Below are 19,062 nucleotides of genomic sequence, written 5' to 3' on the forward strand. Positions count from 1 at the left end.
CCTTGAAGCAGCATGCAGTTCCTGCCCCGCTCAGCGTTGCTCAAGCTCAGCCAGCTCGATGATGCCGCCCCGGGCGTCATCCTCCAGCTCCCGCAGGGCACGGTAGACCAGCGCCACCGCCTGCAGGGTGTCGCGGCTGATGCAGTGCCCGGTCTCGATGTTGTACAGCGTTCGCGCCAGCCACACACACTGAACCACCGGAACATCCGCAGCCCGTGCCCTGTCGATCATTCGTCGTGCCTGGGCATCGGCCCCCTTGGCGATCAGTGTCGGCAAGGGGTTTTGTGGCGGCCGGTAGTACAGCGCCACGGCAAAATGCGTGGGGTTGATCAGCAGGACATCGGCTTCTTCCAGCGCCGGCGCCCTGGCCGCAGGCGCTTCATGGGCCAGCTCCTGGGCCAGGGCCCGGCGCAACATCTTGATATGCGGGTCACCCTCCATGCCCTTGTACTCCTTGATCACTTCGACATGGGTCATGCGCATGCGCCGGGCAAAAAAATACCGTTGCAACCCGAAGTCCACCGCCGCCAGCACCAGCAGCAGGCCAAGGCACACATGCAGCAAATACCGGAACAGGACGACAAGCGCGGTGATATAGCCCGGCAGGTCAGCGTTGACCAACCCCACCAATGCCCCAAGGGACGGCCCGATTACCTGGTACAGCACCCCACAGATCAGCAGCGCCTTGATCAGGCCGGTGAGCAGGGTCATCAGCGACTGGGGCGAAAACATCTGTTTGGCTTGATTAAAGGGGTTGAGCCGGTTGAAGTCCGGGGTCAGGACCTCGGGGGCAAACAAAAAACCGAATTGCAGCCAACTGCTGGCCAGTTTCATCGCAATGGCAGTCCCCGTCATCAGCAAGGCAAACCCGAAAAAAACCTTACCTGCCTCGGCAACCACAACCTGCAGCGAACGGCTGAACGGCTGCCCGACCAGCGACACGGGCAGCATCAACAATTGCCCGAATTGCTCCAGGCTGTTCTGGGCCATGAGCAAGGCAATTTCACTGATGACCGCCAGCACCAGCAATTTTCCGATGTCCTGGCTTTGCGCGACCTGGCCTTTTTTGCGCTGGTCCTGCAGTTTTTTTTGGCTCGCGGCGTATTTCTTTTCGCCGCTGTCTTCACTCATGGGGACGGCACCTTGAACAGCAGGGCCAGTGCATGTTCAAGATCCCCCAGCAGGCTCATGCGCGCCACAATCAGCGCCTGCAATTGCGGCAGATAGAGCAGCAGGAAACACAGCCCGGCCAGGCTCTTGGCCGGCATCGACAACACAAATACCTGCAACTGCGGGCTGTAAAGGCTCAACAAGGCAACGGCGAACTCGATCATCAACAGCAAGGCGATAAAAGGCGCGGCGTATAGCACCATGTGGGTAAAAGTATCGCCCAGCAGCGCCAGGAACACCCCTGGCCCGTCCGCAGCCGGGGCCGGAAACCAGAGCGCAGCGGGCCAGATCAGGTAGCTGTCCCAGATCACCTGGGTCAGGCTGCCCAACCCCAGGGTGACCATCAGCAAGAAGATGCTCAGTTGCTTGAACAGATGCCCGACCGGCGTGGCATCCGGCCCCAGTGAAGGGTTGAGCTGGCCGCCGATCAACGCGCCACGCTGGTTGTCGAGCAACGCCCCGACCGACTCGAACAACCAGAAAGGCATGGCCAGCAGAATGCCCAGCAACACGCCCAGCACCGCCTCTTTGAGCAACAGACCGCTGAGTGCCAGCAGGCTGTAGTCCATGCCCGCCAACGCGTGATGAATGCCCGGCGCTGGCATCAGTGCCAGGGCAAAAACAATGACATGCCGGGGCATGCCGCGCACATGTTCAAAGCAGAATGCCGGGATCAGGAAACAACAGGGATATAAACGCGCCATCGCAATGGCGAGGCTGGGCAGGTATTCGAGAAACGGGATCTGTGGGGCCATCGCGTGTTCCTTTTACAGTGCCGAGCGGGCGGCCATGTCGAAGGTGAGGTTGACCAACTGAATCAACTCCACCCCGATCCAGCGCCCCGTCAGCGCCAGTGTGACGCCCACCGCAACCAGCTTGATGCCGAACGGCAGTGTCTGGTCCTGGACCTGCATCAGCGCCTGCACCAGCGAGGTCAGCACCCCCACCACAACGGCCACGATCAGCGGCGGTGCAGACAGCACCACCACCAGCAACATGCCCTGCTTGAATAACAATACCGGGTCCATTGGCGCCTCACAGAAAGGACAGAAAAAGGCTGTCCAGCAAGCGCGTCCAACCCGAAACCAGCACAAACAGCAGCAACTTGAGCGGCAGGGAAATGGTCATCGGCGAGACCATTTGCATGCCCAGGGCCAACAGCAGGTTCGAGACGATCAGGTCGATCACGATAAACGGGATATAGATCAGAAAACCGATCTCGAACCCTGCCTGCAACTGCGAAAGGACAAAGGCCGGGACCAGCAGTATCAGGTCATCGCGGCTGACCTGTCGGGCCATGTCGGCGGGCCACAGGCGTACGGTGCTTTCCTGCAGATGGGTCAATACATCCGGGTCGGTGTTGCGCAGCATAAAGCCCTGCAACGGCTTTATTGCCTGCAGCCCGCTGCCCTGCAAGGCTTGCACGCTGCTCATGTCCAGCGGCGACTGCTTGAGAATTTGCGCGGTGTCATAGCCCACCGGCGCCATGACAAACAGCGTCGCTGCCAGGGCAATACCGTAGAGGGCCATGCTCGGCGGCACCTGCTGCACGCCGATGGCGTTGCGGGTGATCATCAGCACGATGCAGATTTTCAGGAACGCGGTACACACCACCATCAGCATGGGCAGCAGTGACAAGGCGCCCAGAAACAGCGCCAGCAGAAAAGGATCGACCCCTTGAACGGTCATTGCGAAAAACTGATGCGCGACAGTTGCAGGCCAAGGCGGCCCTCGACCTCCACCAACTGCCCGTGACCGATCGCGCGGTCGCCGTAATACAACCCCGCCATGCCCGGGTCATAACCTTCGAGGCTCAACACCATGCCGGGGGCCAACCGGCGCAGCTCACCCAGGCTCACCCTGAGGGCGCCACAGCGCACGCTCAGTTCCACCTGCAAGGTTTCAAACGGTTCATCACCGGTTTGCAGTTCAACACCCGTACCGGCAAACATCACTTCGTCCACAACCAACTCCTCGACAGCACAAATGGCCAGGCACCGGTGCCCGCCGTCATCATCAATCTGCGATGCGATCCTCCACCGCCCCAGCCGCAATTGCCCCTCGCCGGCGGCGTTGAACAGCAAACGCTCCGGCACCAGTACGTCGCCGGGGCGCAGGGTGCGCAGTTGTTCAAGCATCAACCCGAGGCAGCCGAGCACGACGGGGGCTGGCACTGCAAAGTCATCCGGCAACGGCGCCTTGACTGCCTGCCACGGCCCCGCCTCGCACAGCGCCAACAGGCTGTGTGGCGAAATCATCAATCGGCCGATCGTTCGCGAGGGCCCCAGCATCACGCTGAAACAGCACTCAAATGCCCCCGCCTGCCGCTCGGCCAGCGGCCGCAAATAACCAAAAAGCGCCGTCAATTGCGCACTCATGCGCTGCTCGAAATATGCCCAAAACCATGACTGCGGGTCATTGCCGGTATCGGCCAGCACCACCGGGCATTCGCCGAACAGGCTAAGCAAGGGGCCGGCCTCAGTCAGGGTAAAAACCCCGCAACGGCTCTCGAACGACAGGGCCGCCCCGCCCTCTGGCGCACGCCCCGGCTCGAGCAAAAGCTCACCGCACTCGCCTGCAACCTGGAACGCATAGCGCAGGCCACGGCCCAGGCGTCGGCTGGCCGCCACCGTGGTTGAGTCCAGCCGCGGGCAACTGATCGGGGACAGGCTCATCACAGGTACTGCGCCATTAACTGGAGGCTGACCGGCTGCCCCAATGCCCGGGCCAGTCGTCGCTGGCATGCTTGTCGCTGCCGGGCGAGCCAGTGCCGGGTACCGGCTTGCTGCGCCCCTAATGTGATGTGCCAGCCTTGAGCGGCATAACCGGCGCTGACATTGACCTGCCCGCGATGCGCCAGATGCAGCACAAACTGCACAGGCCACGGCCCACGCCCGGCTATCCGCGGCATCAGCGCCTCGCCCAAGGCCTGCGCCAGGCCCATGTCCGCGCCTGCCAGGCTGTCTGCAAACAGCCTGCTGTCGGCTGCACGCCCAAGTGCGCCAGTCAGTGGCCGAGGCCATGCCAACGGGCTTATTCCTGATGATTCGGCCACCCCGCCTCCTCTGCCAGCAGCGCCGACAATTGCTCAAGTTTTTCGACGTTTCGCAGACATTCAACCGCGTACTGGCGGGCACTCTCGACATCGAGCACAACCTGGCGCTGCTGCTCCAGCAGCCCCTGCAGGGCGCTGGACTGCTGCGCTGTTTGCGCCGCCAGCTGGTGTTGTGACGCGTGCCAGCCCGATAACATCCTGGGCGATAGCAGTTGCCCCTGATACCGCCCGGCCAGTGCCGCTTGCTGCCGGCTTTCGTGTTGCCTGGCCAGCTCCACAGCCGCGCGGGTCTGTTCGATGCTCAGGCTCAGGGCTTGCTGCTCGCGGCGTTTGAGCTGCAACACGCGTTCGGCCCGATCGGCCCGGTGCTGGCGCAAAAGCCGCAGGGGGGCGGTGGCCTGCGGGCTGTTCTCAGAAGGGCACATGGGCCGTCAACTCACGCAGTTGCTCAAGCGTCACGTCAAATGCCGCAGGGTTGCGCAAGTCCTGACGCAAAAAGGCCTCAACCTGCTGGCGGCTGTCCACGGCCCTGTCGGTCAAGGGATCATTGCCTGGCTGGTATTCACCCAGCTTGAGCATCAATTCGATCTGCTGATGCGCACTCAACAGGCGCCTTAACGCCGTGGTGTCCTGCACATGCCGAGGTGCTGCGACATTGCCCAGGATCCGCGACAGGCTGCCCTGCACATCAATCGCCGGGTAATGACCGCGCTCGGCCAGTTTGCGGGACAACACAATGTGCCCGTCCAGCAAGGAGCGGACTTCATCGGCAAGCGGATCGCCCATCGAATCCTGCTCGATAAGCACGGTATAGATCGCGGTGATAGCCCCTTCTTGAGTCAGGCCGGCACGCTCCACCAGGCGCGGCAGCATGCTGTAGACCGAGGGCGGCAACCCGCCGCGCCCCAAGGGTTCGCCCGCGGCCAGGCCGATTTCCCGCTGCGCGCGGGCAAAGCGGGTCAGCGAATCGATCAGCAGTAACACCCGCTGCCCCTGGCGCCGGAAACCTTCGGCCAGGGCGGTTGCCGTAAAGGCTGCCCGCGCACGCTCCATGCTGGAACGATCAGAGGTGGCGCACACCAGCACGGTTTTGGCCCGCAGCCCGGCGTCCAGCTCATGGTCGAGAAATTCACGCAGCTCGCGACCGCGCTCGCCAATCAGGCCAAAGACAATGACATCGCAATCCACGTTGCGCGCGATTTCGGCCAGCAGGGTGGTCTTGCCGCACCCGGCACCGGCAAACAGCCCGGCCCGCTGCCCCTCACCCAGGGTCAACAACCCGTCGATAGCCCGTACCCCGGTTGGCAAGGCGCGCGCAATGCGCGGCCTCTGCGCGGCCAGGGGCGCATCGCATACGACTGCACGCGCGCCCTCGCAAGGCGCCCTGGCAAAAGCGCTCGCGCCGCCCTCGACAAGCGCCCGACCAAAGCCGTCGAGCACCTGCCCCAGCAGGTCATTGCCGACGCGAACCTGATGCACGGCCGCCAGGGATTCAACTGCCGCCCCTGCGCTAATACCTTCAAGGCTCGCCAGCGCACTGAGCGTGGCGTCTTGCTGATCACAGCCGATGATCTCCGCCAGTATCCATGCGTTGCCCGCCGCCTGAACCCGGCACAGATCCCCTATGCGGGCCTGGGGCAGACGACAGTGTAGCAACAGGCCATTGATCCGCAGGACCCGACCGTACCGGGTCACCGCACAAAAGCCCGCCAGATGCGCAAACTGGCCTTGCTGCCAGCGTTCAAGACGCTGTGCAATGGCGCGGCTCACCAGTTCACCTCATGGCGCTGCCTGCCTTCAAACAGTACGCGGCGGTTGTCGATCGCCGTCAGACGCAACCCCTGCACTTCGTCACCGAAAAACAGGCGGCGACCGTCAGCCAACACAACATGGGCCTTTGGGCCGCCGATGATCTGGACGATCCTGAAGGGCAGCACCGTGCTGGTCTGCTGAACCTGGTTGACGATCGCAACCGGGGTTTCAAACTGCACTTCGAAACGCTCGAGCATCCGCGAGACCAGCGCCAGCGAATCCTGGCCGACCTCACCGCCCAGGGTGATTCGATCAGCGGCCACCTGCAGGCGCACAGTGTTGCCCAGATCACGCTCGATCAACATCTTGAGCAATTGCTGATGGACCTGGGCCGTTGTTGCCAGCTGACGCTTGTTGCTGGCTGGCGATGGCTTCGGGGCAAGGGCCGGTGCCGTGCCCATAGGCTGCCAAGCCAGTGCCATCAGTATCGGTACGAGCACCAGAACCCCCGGTGCCAGCCACTTGCTCTTGCTCTTGCTGCCAGCAGTTACTGGCGCACCCGGCTGTGCCACGGCGTCTGCCGGCTCATCCCGCCAGGCACTTTGCGTATCGGCCACACACAAGCGAATCCCGCCAATGGCAAAAGCCCTGCCAGGCGCCAGATCGGCAATCTGTGCCCGCACAGTACCGGCCTCATCCTGCAGCAGACCTTCCTGGGCCTGCACGGTCCAGCGCCCGGCCATGCCGTGCAACCGCGCATGTCGGGCTGCAACGCCCGGGTCGTACAACTCCAGGTCAGCGTCTTGATCAGCGCCGATGCTCCAGCACTCACCAAACAAAGGCAGTGCAGCCCCCTCATGCAAGCCGCTCAACACTCGCAACTCGAACAGCACAGCAGGCTGCGGCGGCTCGGGCACCACGGCTGCACCATCAGACACCACCGGCCCCGAACTCAAGACACGGCCTCGTGCTGTACACCGTCCAATTGCAGATCAAGACGCCCGAGCACCCTGACCTTGGCCGAGCCCATCAACTCGGAGAAGGACATCACCGGCACATGGTTGAACTCATCGAACAACAAGGTGCGCAACGGGCTGCGCAGATCCTGCGCCACCAGCAGTACCCTGGCGTCGTGCTGGCGGGGGGCAAAGGCCTCCTTGAGCAACTCCACAAGCTGGGTGCTGTGCTCATTGTCCAGAGCAAAGAACACGCCCGACTGGGTTTGGCGCAATGCCTCGCGAAAGATGTTTTCGCTATGGGCAGACAGCAGCCAGGCATGCAGACCGTCAGCCTGACTGTACAGATGATAGATCTGCGCCTTCAGGGCAATGCGCACATAGTCTGCCAGCGCTGTCACTTCGCGTTCGTACTGGCCATGCTCGGTCAGCACTTCGACAATCAGGCGGACCGCGCGCAAAGGCACCCCTTCACTGGCCAAGCGCTGCAGCACGGCAGAAAATCGAGAGACCGGCATGATGCGTTGCAGCTCTTGAGCCAGCTCAGGCTGGCTTTGCTCGAGCCAGCCGAGGATCAATTTGCTCTCCTGCAATCCCAAAAACTGCGGCCCACTGATCATCATGGCCTGGCGCATGCGCTCAATAATCAGGGTATGGGCGCTAAACGACTCGACACCTTCCCGGGCCAGCAGCGGGTCATCGGGCTGCAGCCATACCCAGCCCAGCTCGTCGCGCTGCTCGCTGCCTCTGAGCGCATCCGGGGGCGCCTCGCTGACACTGTCCCGGGCCACGGCCAAACGTTCAGCCAGGGTGGCCTTGAGCATGGGGACTTCGTGAATGCAAAAGCGAAACTCATCTTCAAGCAACACATCGCTGTATTCGATTTCAAAGCTGGGCAGTGTCAGGCCGATGCGCGTGACGATACTGTTGCGCACCTGACGAATCCCGTGAATCAGCCGGGTGGTGCGCTCCAGATGTTGCTGGGCACTGGCGAACTGCAACAGGTAAGGGCGTGTCGGCTCGAAGGACCTGAGGTCTTCGTCACCATTGTGCTCGGGGGCCACCTGCGAAGCCTGCACCGGTTCCGCCTCCCCGCCCTTGCGGCTGCGCGACCACAGGTAAAACCCCAGCGCAAAGGTACACAGGGCAATACCGCCAAACACCGCTGCGGGCATTCCCGGCAGTGCGGCGAAGGCCAGCATGCCTGCCGCTGCGATCATCCAGCTCTTGGGCTCACGGGTTACTTGCTGGCCGATCTGCGCGCCGATATGGCTGCTTGGCGACTGGTCGTCGGGGGCGACACGGGTGATGATCATCCCCGCAGTCAAGGCAATCAACAACGCCGGAATTTGCGCGATCAGACCATCGCCAATGGTCAATACCGAATACAGCGTTATGGCCTCGCCAGCACTCATGCCGTGCTGCAACATGCCCGTGGAAAATCCGCCCAGAATATTGATCAACACAATTACCAGACCGGCGATGGCGTCGCCTTTGACGAACTTCATGGCGCCGTCCATCGCCCCGAACAACTGGCTTTCCCGGGACAACTGGTCACGCTTGTGGCGAGCCTGCGCCCCATCGATCAAGCCGCCGCGCAGGTCACTGTCGATGGACATCTGCTTGCCCGGCAGCGCATCCAGGCTAAAGCGCGCCGCCACTTCGGCGACCCGCTCCGAGCCCTTGGTAATCACCAGAAAATTGACGATGGTGATTATCAAAAAAACCACCAGCCCCACCGCCAGATTGCCCCCCACCACAAAGTTGCCAAAGGCCTCGACAATATCTCCTGCATCCTGCTCCAGCAGGATCAGGCGGGTGGTGGCAATCGACAACGCCAGACGAAACATCGTGGTCAGCAGCAACAGTGCCGGAAACGAAGAAAATGCCAAAGGGCTGGGCAGATAGAACGCCAGCACGATCAACAGGCTGGCGATGCAAATATTCAGCGCGATCAGCACATCCACCAGCCAGGTGGGCAACGGCACGATAAAGATAAATACAATGCCCAGCACCACCGCAGCCCCGAGCACTTCGCCCGGGCTTGCCACAGTGCAAAGGCCCTTGTTGAACCATTGCACCAGCCTCATCGAATCTGTCTCGACAACCCTGGCGACAGCGGGACCCGGCCTTCACTCTGGGTGTGCTCCCCCATCCGGCGCAAAATAGCCTGCAATGCGTCCTGACGACTTTGCGGGTCACTCCACACTGCCAGCGGGAGCTGCTGAATCAACGGGTAAAGCTGATTGAGCGAAAACAATTGGCTGGAAAGGCTGTGCCCAGCCAGCTCCCGACTCAGGCGTTGTACCTCATCGTCAGCGATGCCTGTGCTCGCGTACCCCAGCAGGCGCTGCAACAGGGAGACAGGTGACAGCCCGGCCTGCACGTCAGCGCATGACAATCGCTCGACAAGCAACCGGCAACTGTACAAGAGGCTGCTCAACTGGGTGCAGCCATTAAGCCCGCTCAGCAAGGTACGCAGCTTGATGGTCGGCAGCGAAGGGCGGTGAGCAGCAAGATCATCCGCCAGGGCACGCGCCATCATGCGCACCCCGTCACTGACCCCCTCCTCCCCGAATAACTCCAGCAAGGCCTGGGTGATGCTCGCCAGGGATTGCTTGAGCACCACACTGGTGTAGTAAAGCGTGCGAACAGCCTGGCGCAGCGCGGCATCGCCTTCGGTTGTTTTCAGCGCCAGCGCAATATTCAGGCCCGCCTGGATTTGCCGGGCATAACGGGCATGCAGCTGCTCCTGAACAGTCTGCGCCAGTACGGTGTCGCGTTCACGCCCTTGAGCCCGGGCCTGGGCGGTCACATAGTGCAAGACAACACTGGTACGGGCCGGGTCGTCGCCGGTCAGCCCCAGCAAGGTCTCAACCCCCGCATTGGCCGCCAGTTCCTGACGAACCTGCCGGGCCAGCAGCCCCAGGCTGAGCTGAGCGGGATGCCCCAGTTGCTCATAGAGCGCGTTCAACTGCTGGATCCCCTGAACCTTCTGCACCCGGGCATCCACCGTACGCAGTTCGCGTTGAGCCAATGCCTTGCTGCTGCCCTCGGCTTTCTGGCTGAACAGCATGCCGACTTCTTCGGCAGCACTTTGCGCTGATGACTGCGCTGTCGCCCCCCCAACGGGCCTGGAGGAGAGCAGGATCTGCGCGGTGTCGTTTCGCCCGTCAACTTTCATGGCAGTGCCCAGTCAGGAGGTTTCGATGACCTGTGTGGCTGACCACAGGCAAACAGTTCCCTGGCAACGGCATTGAAATGCTTTTGAAAAAACTGGCGCACGCACAAGGCCTGCAGCGCAATATCCGGCACGGCAGCCGCTTCAAAAAACCATATAAATACTTATAAATCAGACACTTGAAATAAAACAAAAGATTGGCACAGGCGATGCTTAGGAGGTTGTTATCGAAATCATTTCGATCGCACCTACTTTGAGGATAAACAATGGATCACCTTGATGATGCTCCCCCCCCTGCCCCCGACATTCTGGATCTGTCGGCTGACCTGCAAAAAAAGCTCAAAGCGTTTATCCACAAACGCGTGCTGAACCCCGAAGATGCAGAGGATATTTTCCAGTTGACCTGCCTGGAGGCGTGGCGCAGCCAAACACGCTTCAACGGCCAGGCAACCCTCAGCACATGGATGTGCGGCATTGCCCAGAACCTGATTCGCAATCATTTTCGTCGGTTGTACGCTCGGCCGGTGCATTGCGAGTTCGACGAGATGCTGTGCCATGAGCAGGACTGCAGCCGCGACCTGTACGGCCAGTTCGAGACCCATCGCCGGCTTGAACGCACGCTCGTTGCCCTCAACCGGCTGCCCAGCGAAATGCGCGATACGTTGTATGCCTCCGTGCACAGCGGCGGCAGTTATCGCGACACCGCCAGCGCTCTGCAAATCCCCATAGGAACGGTTCGCTCACGCATCTCGCGAGCGCGCGAACAGCTGAAGCTGGCGACCCACTGCTAGTGCCCGCCACGGACGCTCGGAAAGCGCCATGCTTGAAGGCACGTCTGCAGCAAGGCCAGGGAGTGGCCCCCCGCTAACGATTCAGGCTTTTTTCGTTCGCGGCAGCAAAATCGCCAGCACACCGAACAACGGCAGGTATGAACACAGGGTGTACACATACTCGATGCCATGAATGTCCGCCAGATGCCCGAGCAAGGCTGCACCAATCCCGCCAAAACCAAACATCAGACCAAAGAAGATACCGGCAATCATCCCCACATTGCCCGGCACCAGCTCCTGGGCATACACCACGATGGCCGAGAATGCCGAAGCCAGAATAAAGCCGATGATCACGCTGAGCACACTGGTCCAGAACAGATCGGCATAAGGCAGCAGCAAGGTAAACGGTGCCACCCCGAGAATTGAAAACCAGATCACCGCCTTGCGGCCGATCCGGTCACCGATGGGGCCGCCAAAGAACGTGCCCGCCGCAACTGCGCCCAGAAACAGGAACAGGTACAACTGCGAGGTGGCCACTGACACGTCGAACTTTTCGATCAGGAAGAAGGTGTAGTAGCTGGTCAGACTCGCCATGTAGAAGTACTTGGAGAACACCAGCAAGCCGAGCACCACCAGGGCACCGAGCACCCGCTGCTTCGACAACCCGTGAGTCGCCTGCTGCCCGGCCTTGAGCTTGAACAGATTCAAATGGCTGCGGTACCAGCGGCTAATGGCATACAGCAGCCCGACGGCGAACAGCGCAAACAGGCCGAACCAGGCCACGTTACCCTGACCAAAGGGAATGATGATTGCCGCAGCCAGCAACGGCCCAAAGGCCGAGCCGGCATTGCCACCTACCTGGAAGGTTGATTGCGCCAGCCCGTAGCGCCCGCCTGAAGCCAGCCTTGCGACACGGGAAGCTTCGGGGTGAAACGTAGAAGAGCCGATACCCACCAGGGCGGCGGCCAGCAAAATCAGTTCAAAACTGCCGACCTGAGACAACATCAAAATCCCGACCAGGGTGCAAACCATCCCGGCTGGCAACAAAAGCGGATTGGGATGACGGTCGGTGTAGTAACCCACCCACGGCTGCAATAGAGAAGCGGTCATCTGAAACGTCAGGGTAATCAGCCCGATCTGAGTAAAGGTCAGATCATATTTGGCCTTGAGCATCGGATAGATCGACGGCAGTACAGCCTGGATCAAGTCATTGATCAGATGCGCCAGGGCCACGGCGCCGATAATGCGCATGACTAAGGGGCTGGTCTGTGGGGCAGGAGAAGACGCTGTTGTAGTTGTTTGTGCGTTGCTAAGAGCCATTGGGGTTTCCGTACGACTGGTGAATGCGCGCTTGCAGGTGGGTCAATGTGCCATTCTTTTGCAAGATATTGCCATCCAAACGCCGTAAAACCTTAAGCAATTGATAGAACGAAGATTTTTTTTAGATATTTGCTTGACACACCCCCCGTACGAGGGAATAATGCGCGCCATCGGCTACATAGCTCAGTTGGTTAGAGCATAGCATTCATAATGCTGGGGTCCGGGGTTCAAGTCCCTGTGTAGCCACCAAACGCTTGTTTACAGAAGTCTCCATGAGCCTGCAGACAGTACAAGAAGCCCGCCTAGTGCGGGCTTTCTTGTGTCTGGGGGTTTCTCCTTGTCTCCCCCTATACCTTCCCTGCGTGTATCCCCTCCTGTGTATCCCTGGCCAAAAAAGCTACAAAGGGAAAACCAATACCTCAGATAGTCCTGCAGACATGTTGCTGATCTCTAGGCGCGCACCTTTGTTGGATCAATACCTTGTGACACATCGGTCTCCCCGACTCCCCAACTGAATCAGTACAACCTGCCATAATTTGCCAACCTATAGGCAAGTTGCGTACATTTTAAGCCAATAAGAACAGTTTTCTTTGAAACTACAAGCTTCACCGCCACGGTAGGCGACTACCTTAACGACGATGAATATCGGCAGCTTCAGGTAGAAATGCAGGCGAACCCGCTTGCGGGCGATGTGATGCCGCGCACAGGAGGATTCAGAAAGCTACGCTGGCAAGATACCCGCAGAGGGAAAGGCAAGAGAGGTGGGTTGAGAGTGATCTATTACTGGCTGTTGGATGATGGTCAGTTTTGGATGTTTGCAATCTACGACAAAGATGAGCTGGAGAACCTGACCGCCGATCAGGAGAAAGCGCTAAAAACAGCCATCGGCGCAGAATTGAAACAACGAGGTGGGAAATGAAAAAGCGCGATCTGTTTGCCGAACTAATGCAAGGCGTAAACGAGATGGGCGAGCAGCGTGAAGGAAAGATCACCCTTCGCCAGTACGAAATGGAGGCGTTACCAGCTCCTGAAGTAACTGCTGCCGAAATCGTTTCCATCCGCAAAAAACTGCATATGTCCCAGCCAGTTTTTGCCCGGCAGATCAGAACCAGCCCGGACACCCTGAAAAACTGGGAGCAATCAAAATCGAAGCCAAACGCCCAGGCGGCGCTGCTGATCAAATTGGTTGAACGCTTCCCGGATATGGTTGATCGACTCAACGCGGTTTGAGTTGATCACTTCTCGCAGAGCGATGATTATTCTGTGGGAGCGTTGCGCGGTTACTCCAACCTGACAATGTCCACCGATATCTCCACCGCCTCAATCACACCCCTGTTTTCCAGCCAGTGCGTGGTGTGCCTGTCTTCAGGCCAGCCCGCTCCCGGACCATACTCCGTGGCAATACCATTTCGATGGTCAGTGATGACTCCGTGCAAAATGTAGACGGTACCGGGCCTGTCTATATGGTTATGAAGCGGGCCGAAAACACCCCCCGGCTCAATCGTCACCCTGCGCATACGAAGCTGGCGCCCGGCCATTCCCTCGATCTCGGGACCCAGGTCGATGGTTGCCAGCAACTCGACCGTAACGCCTTTCGTTGCGGGTACTGCCTGTTTACTGCTCATCGCGCCCACCTCTTCAAAAGACAAAGCCTTATTGGAAGTAAACACCCTGAAAAGCGTATTGAGTGACGAAGCGACAAAGGGATAGACAGAACAGCGTTTTTCCACCCGAAAACAAAAAACCCCCGACGCCATGAGGCATCAGGGGTTTTGCTGTTGTGGTGCCCAGAGACGGAATCGAACCGCCGACACGGGGATTTTCAATCCCCTGCTCTACCGACTGAGCTATCTGGGCAAGGCGGCAATTAAACGTGTTTTACCGCCGGGGCGTCAAGCACGAAATAAAAAAAGACCAATGATTACCTGCGCTTACGTCCTCGCCCAGGCCCGATATCAGCCCTGGGGCAGGATTTTGCCCGGGTTCATCAGCCCTAGCGGGTCGAGCGCCTGCTTGACCAGGTGCATCACACCCAGCGCCGCGCCATGCTCCAGGGGCATGAACTTTATCTTTCCCGAGCCGATGCCATGCTCGCCGGTGCAAGTGCCCTCCAGGGCAATGGCGCGCTCGACCACCCGCTCATTGAGCGCTTCAGCCTCGGCCATCTCTGCTGCGTTATCCGGGTCGACCACCAGCCCCAAATGAAAGTTGCCATCGCCCACATGCCCGACCATGCCCACGAAAAATGAAACCCTGGCCACATCTTCTGCGGTTTCGGCAATGCATTGGGTCAGCGCTGAAATGGGTACGCAGACATCCGTACTCCAGATCCGCCCATTCGGGCGCATGGCCTGCATTGCATAGTGAACACTGTGCCGGGCACGCCACAAGGCATTGCGCGCATCGGTATCCTCTGCCGCTTGAAAACCCAATGCAGCATTGCTTTCAACGATGTCCCGGGTCAGTTCAACCTGCTCGGCCACACTGGCCGGGGAACCGGCGAATTCGAAAAACAGCGTCGGCGTTTCAACCAGGCCCATGTGCGAGAAACGGTTGACCGCCTGCACCGTGCGCGCATCGAGCAACTCGACCCGCGACACGGGAATGCCGTACTGAATGATCGACACCACCGAACTCACCGCCGCCGCAATCGTCGGGAAGGTACACACCGCCGCGCAGGTGGTTTCCGGTATACCGTACAGGCGCAGGGTGACTTCGGTGATGATCCCCAGGGTGCCTTCCGAGCCGACAAACAGGCGCGTGAGGTCATAGCCTGCGGAAGATTTTCGCGCCCGCCCGCCGGTCTTGATCACCTGACCGTCAGCCAGCACCACAGTCAGGTTCAATACGTTTTCGCGCATGGTCCCGTAACGCACTGCGTTGGTTCCTGAGGCGCGGGTCGCCGCCATGCCCCCCAGGGTACTTTCACCCCCCGGGTCGACCGGAAAGAACAGCCCGGTGGTGCGCAGTTCGGCATTAAGCTGCATGCGGGTAACCCCGGCCTCCACCGTGACATCCAGGTCATCCGGGCGCACGGCGATGATGCGCTGCATGCGGCTCAGGTCGATGCAGACCCCGCCCCGGGTGGCGCCTACATGGCCTTCCAGTGAAGTACCACCCCCAAAGGCAACGATCGGCACTCGCTGCGCTGCGCAGAGCTTGACGATGGCCGCGACCTCGGCCGTGGACTCGGCGTAACACACCGCGTCCGGCGGCAGGCTCGGGTGGTATGACTCACCTCGACCGTGTTGCTCGCACTCGACACGGCTAGTGCTCAGGCGCTCACCGAGCAGCTCGCGCAGGTCATCGAGCAGGGTGGGCATGGAATACGCTTGAAACGCTGGGTTAGAGGCCATGAAAACGTCCATATTATTGTTGGGAGGGACGAATCCAAGGTACAACAAACCGCCACAACGATCACCGCCAGATCAACCAACCCGTGAAAACAGACCGCACATCACTGGCCCTGGGGGTACAACGCTCCGTCAACCAGCCTTGCGACAACCTTGCGCAAGCGTTCGAGCAACACCTGGTTGGCCTCGACCGAAGCCGGGTTCAAGGGCTCACGCAGCAAGGCCATTTCGCACTGATTGCAGGCCTCAGCCAAATTGACAGCGCCCACCGTGGCAAATGAGCCGTGCATGCGGTGTACATAACTGATCAATTTCGAGGTATTGGCCTCCTGCAAGGCCAGCTGCGCTTGCAGCAGATCATCCTGCATGGTGGCGATAAACAGCCGGTGCATGGCGGGCGAAAGGGTAATCCAGTCGTGCAGATCATCCGCCTGCGGCAGTGCTGCGGGTGCTTCAAGGGCACCAAAAGGTGCCTCTGCAGACGGCGGGCACCAGGCCGACAAGGTCTGGCGCAGGGTTGTCAGGCTCAGGGGCTTGACCAGCCACACATTCATCCCTGCTTCCAGGCAGCGCTCACCCTCTTCACGCAAGGCATTGGCGGTGACACCAATGATCGGCACCTGCGGGTCAAGCTCACGCAAACGACGGGTCAGTTGATAGCCATCGAGCTTGGGCATATTGACGTCGGTGATCACCAGATCGAACGACGCCTCCTTCCAGCGGGCCAGGGCTTGCTCGCCATCGTCCGCCAGCGTAACCCTTACCCCCAGGGCCTCCAGTTGCTCCCTGAGGATCTCCTGGTTGACGAGGTTGTCTTCAGCGACCAGCACGCTCAATTCCAGGCTGGCAGCATAAGGCACCACACTGGCAGGCGTCTGGGGCACAGTGCCGTGGGCGATTTGCATCAGCGTTCTGCCAATGGCGCGAATATCGTACGCGTTGACCTCCCAGCCGCGGCCCGTTCTTTGCGGCTGGCTGCGCCCCGACCCGGTCGCCAGCACCCGCTCGCTTGGCCAGGGCACGGTCAGCGGCTGGTCAGGGTCCAGATCGAGAAGGATGGCGGGGGTGTCAGGGGGGGCCGCTGCCGGCAGTACCTGGGCGCGAGCGCCCCAGCGGTTGAGCCAGTCCGCCAGAATCTGCCCGATATCATTGCGCGCAGCACGCACATAAACACTGACACCCTGAAGGTCAATATCGGCACAGTTGTCCAGTGCGCCAGCGATAACCGGCAGGCTCATGTGCAATGAAAAGCTGCTGCCCAACCCCGGTTCACTGACCACCCGCAGGTTGGCGCCCATCATCTCGCTCAAGCGCGCGCAAATGGACAGGCCCAGCCCGGCACCGCCCGCCCGCTCACTGCCGCCCACCTGGGAGAACGGCTTGAACAGGCGCGTCAGTTGCTCCTCGCTGATGCCCACACCGGTATCGGAGACCTGCCACTGCAACGTTGCCTGCCCTTGTTCGATGCCGATGACCTTGAGCCTGAAGACCACCCAGCCGGTGTCGGTGAACTTGATCGCGTTGCTCAACAGGTTATTGATAATTTGCCGTATACGCACCGCATCGCCACGCAACAATGGCGGTAACTGCGCGTCGGCACAGGCAAAGATCTTCAGACCCTTGTTACCCGCCGCGGCGCAATAACTACGCACGCAATCCTCGAACAAATCCAGCGGGCAGAACGTCTTGGCCTCGACAGCCATTTGCCCGGACTCGATTTTTGACACGTCCAGCACGTCGCTGATCAACTGGAACAACACCGTCGATGAACGCTGAATGGTCTGCAGGTATTCACGCTGACGCTCACTCAGAGGTGTAAGGCCCAATAGTTCAAGATTGCCGAGCACCCCGTACAGGGGCGTACGAATTTCATGGCTCATGGTTGCCAGAAACAGAGTCTTGGCCTTGCTCGCTTCGTCAGCCGAACGCCGGGCCTGCTCCATCAGGTTGGCGTCGTCTACATGCCGGGTGATGTCGTTGAAACCGCAGAGCACCACGTTCTTGCCCTTGTAACGGGTGAAGGCAAAACAGGCCTGCAGATAGCGCCCCGCGACTTCCAGCTGGACCTCACCCAGTTCGTGCTCACCATAATCGCGCTTCAACAGGGCTATCAGCTCAGGCGTACCCTGCCATTCGTGTGCCCGCTGGTTTTCCAGCAATACCACGCCGGTGCCGCGCTCGACCACGCACAGTCCCACGGGGGCGCTGTCGAGCATGGCCCGGTTGAACTCTTCGCTCTCGGCCAGGGACTGGCTGGCCCGTTGGGCAGGTTCGATGATTTGCTTGCGATACCAGCGGTTGACGCGCCAGCCGATCAATACAAACACCACGAGCAGACCCACTGCGCCCGCCAGGGGCCACTTGGCATAACCAAAAAAGTTCTGATAACTGATCGCGTACAGCCCTATCCAGGGCGAGGCACCGCCTGAACTCAACTTGAAGCGCAAACCATCGCGGGTAATGCTCAACCCCAGGGGCAGATCCTCGACATCCCCGGCATCCCCCAGCAATACATCGCCGGCAGGCGAGATCAAGGTCAGACGGCTGTTGGTGGGGTGCATCAGCAAGCGCTCCAGATCACTGATATCGCTGACGTCCAGCAACGCGCTGAGGATCACCAGGTCATTGGCTTCAGCCCCCGGCGGCAAGAAGTTGCGCGACAGGTTCAGCCCGATGGCACCGATAATGTACTTGCGCTTTTGAATCAGGCCCTGCGGGGCTTTTAACCAGATCATCTGATCAGCACCAAGGGCATGTTGGCGCGCCACCAGCTCATCATACAAACGCTTGGTCACATCGAAAAAGTTGCTTTTGAGCAGCAGGGGAAACTGCCGCGTGCCATCAATCCCGGGGACCGCAATGGTGAATTGATCGCTGGGGGAAAAAACAAACACCTGCGGCGCCACATAGTGGGAATCGGACCAGTAAGCCGTGAACAGGTCGGTCAACTGCACACCGAACGAGTAAACCCCCTGCATGTCAGCATGGCTGAACTTATCTCGCTGGCTCACCGTAAAAGGCAATGACTTGGCCGTGTCACGGTTCTGGAACAAACGCTCATCCCCCTGGCGAATCAGCGCCTGATGCGAATGCGGCTGGTTATCTATCAGCAGGTTGTCGTTGGCCTGGCTGTAGCTCTGAACGGCAATGCGCAAAAAGGCCTCATGCTCATGGATGCTTTCCATCAGCCGCGCGAAATGAAAGTCCGTCTTCTCGCCCTCCTCCTTCAGCACCCGGTTAACCGCCCAATAACTCATGCTCACCAGCAGCAGGGCAAGCCCTGTCAGCAGCAGCAACAGCTTGTTCAGTCTGAGTGAGCTCAGTGCCAGCGCACCGAGACGTACCTTAGCTTGCTTCATGATTTAGCGCCGTCGTTTACCTGAGAGGAGATTGGCAAGCCTGTTGCCAGCCAAAGGGTTACACATTGCTCCATGCGCCAGCACCCCGTCAGCGGTCGCAACCAGCAGAACACCGGCCCCGTCCCCACGCCCCCGAAACGCTCTGA

The 19,062-nt window shown here is 60.1% G+C and carries 18 protein-coding genes and 2 tRNA genes; 4 read left to right on the forward strand and 16 right to left on the reverse strand.

What is annotated here, in order from left to right:
- Positions 1–30 precede the first annotated feature (30 nt).
- The 11 genes from sctU to sctW are packed head-to-tail and all read right to left on the reverse strand — an operon-like array spanning position 31 to position 10,117.
- Positions 31–1,131 carry a type III secretion system export apparatus subunit SctU gene (sctU, locus tag BLU25_RS10565; protein ID WP_083369634.1) on the reverse strand — a complete coding sequence of 367 codons (1,101 nt, stop codon included), beginning with the start codon at positions 1,129–1,131 and terminating at the stop codon, positions 31–33.
- A complete protein-coding gene (sctT, locus tag BLU25_RS10570) occupies positions 1,128–1,925 on the reverse strand; it encodes a type III secretion system export apparatus subunit SctT (protein WP_016781734.1) in 798 nt (265 codons plus the stop codon). Before sctT ends, sctU begins: the two co-directional genes overlap by 4 nt.
- 12 nt (positions 1,926–1,937) lie before the next feature.
- Positions 1,938–2,198, reverse strand: a complete 261-nt coding sequence (gene sctS, locus BLU25_RS10575) for a type III secretion system export apparatus subunit SctS (protein ID WP_016781733.1) — start codon at positions 2,196–2,198, stop codon at positions 1,938–1,940.
- Positions 2,199–2,205: 7 nt separating this feature from the next.
- Positions 2,206–2,859 (reverse strand): type III secretion system export apparatus subunit SctR, encoded by a 654-nt coding sequence (sctR, locus tag BLU25_RS10580; RefSeq protein ID WP_016781732.1) that lies wholly within the window; start codon positions 2,857–2,859, stop codon positions 2,206–2,208.
- Positions 2,856–3,845, reverse strand: coding sequence for a FliM/FliN family flagellar motor switch protein (locus BLU25_RS10585; protein ID WP_016781731.1), 990 nt, complete (start codon positions 3,843–3,845; stop codon positions 2,856–2,858). Before BLU25_RS10585 ends, sctR begins: the two co-directional genes overlap by 4 nt.
- Positions 3,845–4,198 (reverse strand): type III secretion system HrpP C-terminal domain-containing protein, encoded by a 354-nt coding sequence (locus BLU25_RS10590; protein WP_016781730.1) that lies wholly within the window; start codon positions 4,196–4,198, stop codon positions 3,845–3,847. Before BLU25_RS10590 ends, BLU25_RS10585 begins: the two co-directional genes overlap by 1 nt.
- A 5-nt stretch (positions 4,199–4,203) precedes the next feature.
- Positions 4,204–4,650, reverse strand: coding sequence for a hypothetical protein (locus tag BLU25_RS10595; RefSeq protein ID WP_016781729.1), 447 nt, complete (start codon positions 4,648–4,650; stop codon positions 4,204–4,206).
- Positions 4,637–5,995 carry a FliI/YscN family ATPase gene (locus BLU25_RS10600; protein ID WP_016781728.1) on the reverse strand — a complete coding sequence of 453 codons (1,359 nt, stop codon included), beginning with the start codon at positions 5,993–5,995 and terminating at the stop codon, positions 4,637–4,639. The genes BLU25_RS10595 and BLU25_RS10600 overlap by 14 nt, the downstream gene beginning before the upstream one ends.
- Positions 5,992–6,933, reverse strand: coding sequence for an FHA domain-containing protein (locus BLU25_RS10605; RefSeq protein ID WP_228795885.1), 942 nt, complete (start codon positions 6,931–6,933; stop codon positions 5,992–5,994). The genes BLU25_RS10600 and BLU25_RS10605 overlap by 4 nt, the downstream gene beginning before the upstream one ends.
- Positions 6,930–9,023, reverse strand: a complete 2,094-nt coding sequence (gene sctV, locus BLU25_RS10610) for a type III secretion system export apparatus subunit SctV (RefSeq protein ID WP_016781726.1) — start codon at positions 9,021–9,023, stop codon at positions 6,930–6,932. The genes BLU25_RS10605 and sctV overlap by 4 nt, the downstream gene beginning before the upstream one ends.
- Positions 9,020–10,117 (reverse strand): type III secretion system gatekeeper subunit SctW, encoded by a 1,098-nt coding sequence (gene sctW, locus BLU25_RS10615; protein WP_029611527.1) that lies wholly within the window; start codon positions 10,115–10,117, stop codon positions 9,020–9,022. The genes sctV and sctW overlap by 4 nt, the downstream gene beginning before the upstream one ends.
- 263 nt (positions 10,118–10,380) lie before the next feature.
- Between sctW and BLU25_RS10620 the strand changes: the two genes are divergently transcribed.
- Positions 10,381–10,905, forward strand: coding sequence for an RNA polymerase sigma factor (locus tag BLU25_RS10620; RefSeq protein ID WP_016781723.1), 525 nt, complete (start codon positions 10,381–10,383; stop codon positions 10,903–10,905).
- Positions 10,906–10,986: 81 nt separating this feature from the next.
- Here the strand turns inward: BLU25_RS10620 and BLU25_RS10625 are convergent, their stop codons facing one another.
- Positions 10,987–12,204, reverse strand: a complete 1,218-nt coding sequence (locus tag BLU25_RS10625) for an MFS transporter (RefSeq protein ID WP_029611526.1) — start codon at positions 12,202–12,204, stop codon at positions 10,987–10,989.
- A gap of 172 nt (positions 12,205–12,376) precedes the next feature.
- On the opposite strand from BLU25_RS10625, the gene BLU25_RS10630 reads away from it, so the two are divergent.
- The 3 genes from BLU25_RS10630 to BLU25_RS10640 all read left to right on the forward strand — a co-directional run bounded on the left by BLU25_RS10630 (position 12,377) and on the right by BLU25_RS10640 (position 13,434).
- Positions 12,377–12,453: transfer RNA gene (locus BLU25_RS10630), tRNA-Met, on the forward strand.
- A gap of 325 nt (positions 12,454–12,778) precedes the next feature.
- Complete coding sequence (locus BLU25_RS10635; protein WP_029611525.1) at positions 12,779–13,123, forward strand: toxin; 345 nt, start codon at positions 12,779–12,781, stop codon at positions 13,121–13,123.
- Entirely contained in the window at positions 13,120–13,434 is a 315-nt protein-coding gene (locus BLU25_RS10640) for a helix-turn-helix domain-containing protein (protein ID WP_016781720.1), read from the forward strand. Before BLU25_RS10635 ends, BLU25_RS10640 begins: the two co-directional genes overlap by 4 nt.
- 50 nt (positions 13,435–13,484) lie before the next feature.
- Here the strand turns inward: BLU25_RS10640 and BLU25_RS10645 are convergent, their stop codons facing one another.
- From BLU25_RS10645 to BLU25_RS10660, 4 genes are all read right to left on the reverse strand, one after another.
- On the reverse strand, positions 13,485–13,829 hold the full coding sequence (locus BLU25_RS10645) for a cupin domain-containing protein (protein WP_029611524.1): 345 nt from the start codon (positions 13,827–13,829) through the stop codon (positions 13,485–13,487).
- A 156-nt stretch (positions 13,830–13,985) separates the two neighbouring features.
- Positions 13,986–14,061: transfer RNA gene (locus BLU25_RS10650), tRNA-Phe, on the reverse strand.
- Between the two features lie 98 nt (positions 14,062–14,159).
- Complete coding sequence (locus BLU25_RS10655) at positions 14,160–15,560, reverse strand: FAD-binding oxidoreductase (RefSeq protein ID WP_029611523.1); 1,401 nt, start codon at positions 15,558–15,560, stop codon at positions 14,160–14,162.
- A gap of 101 nt (positions 15,561–15,661) precedes the next feature.
- Positions 15,662–18,916, reverse strand: coding sequence for a hybrid sensor histidine kinase/response regulator (locus tag BLU25_RS10660; protein ID WP_016781717.1), 3,255 nt, complete (start codon positions 18,914–18,916; stop codon positions 15,662–15,664).
- Positions 18,917–19,062 lie beyond the last annotated feature (146 nt).

It is taken from the genome of Pseudomonas fragi (genome assembly GCF_900105835.1).
GTDB classification, from domain to species: Bacteria; Pseudomonadota; Gammaproteobacteria; order Pseudomonadales; family Pseudomonadaceae; genus Aquipseudomonas; species Aquipseudomonas fragi.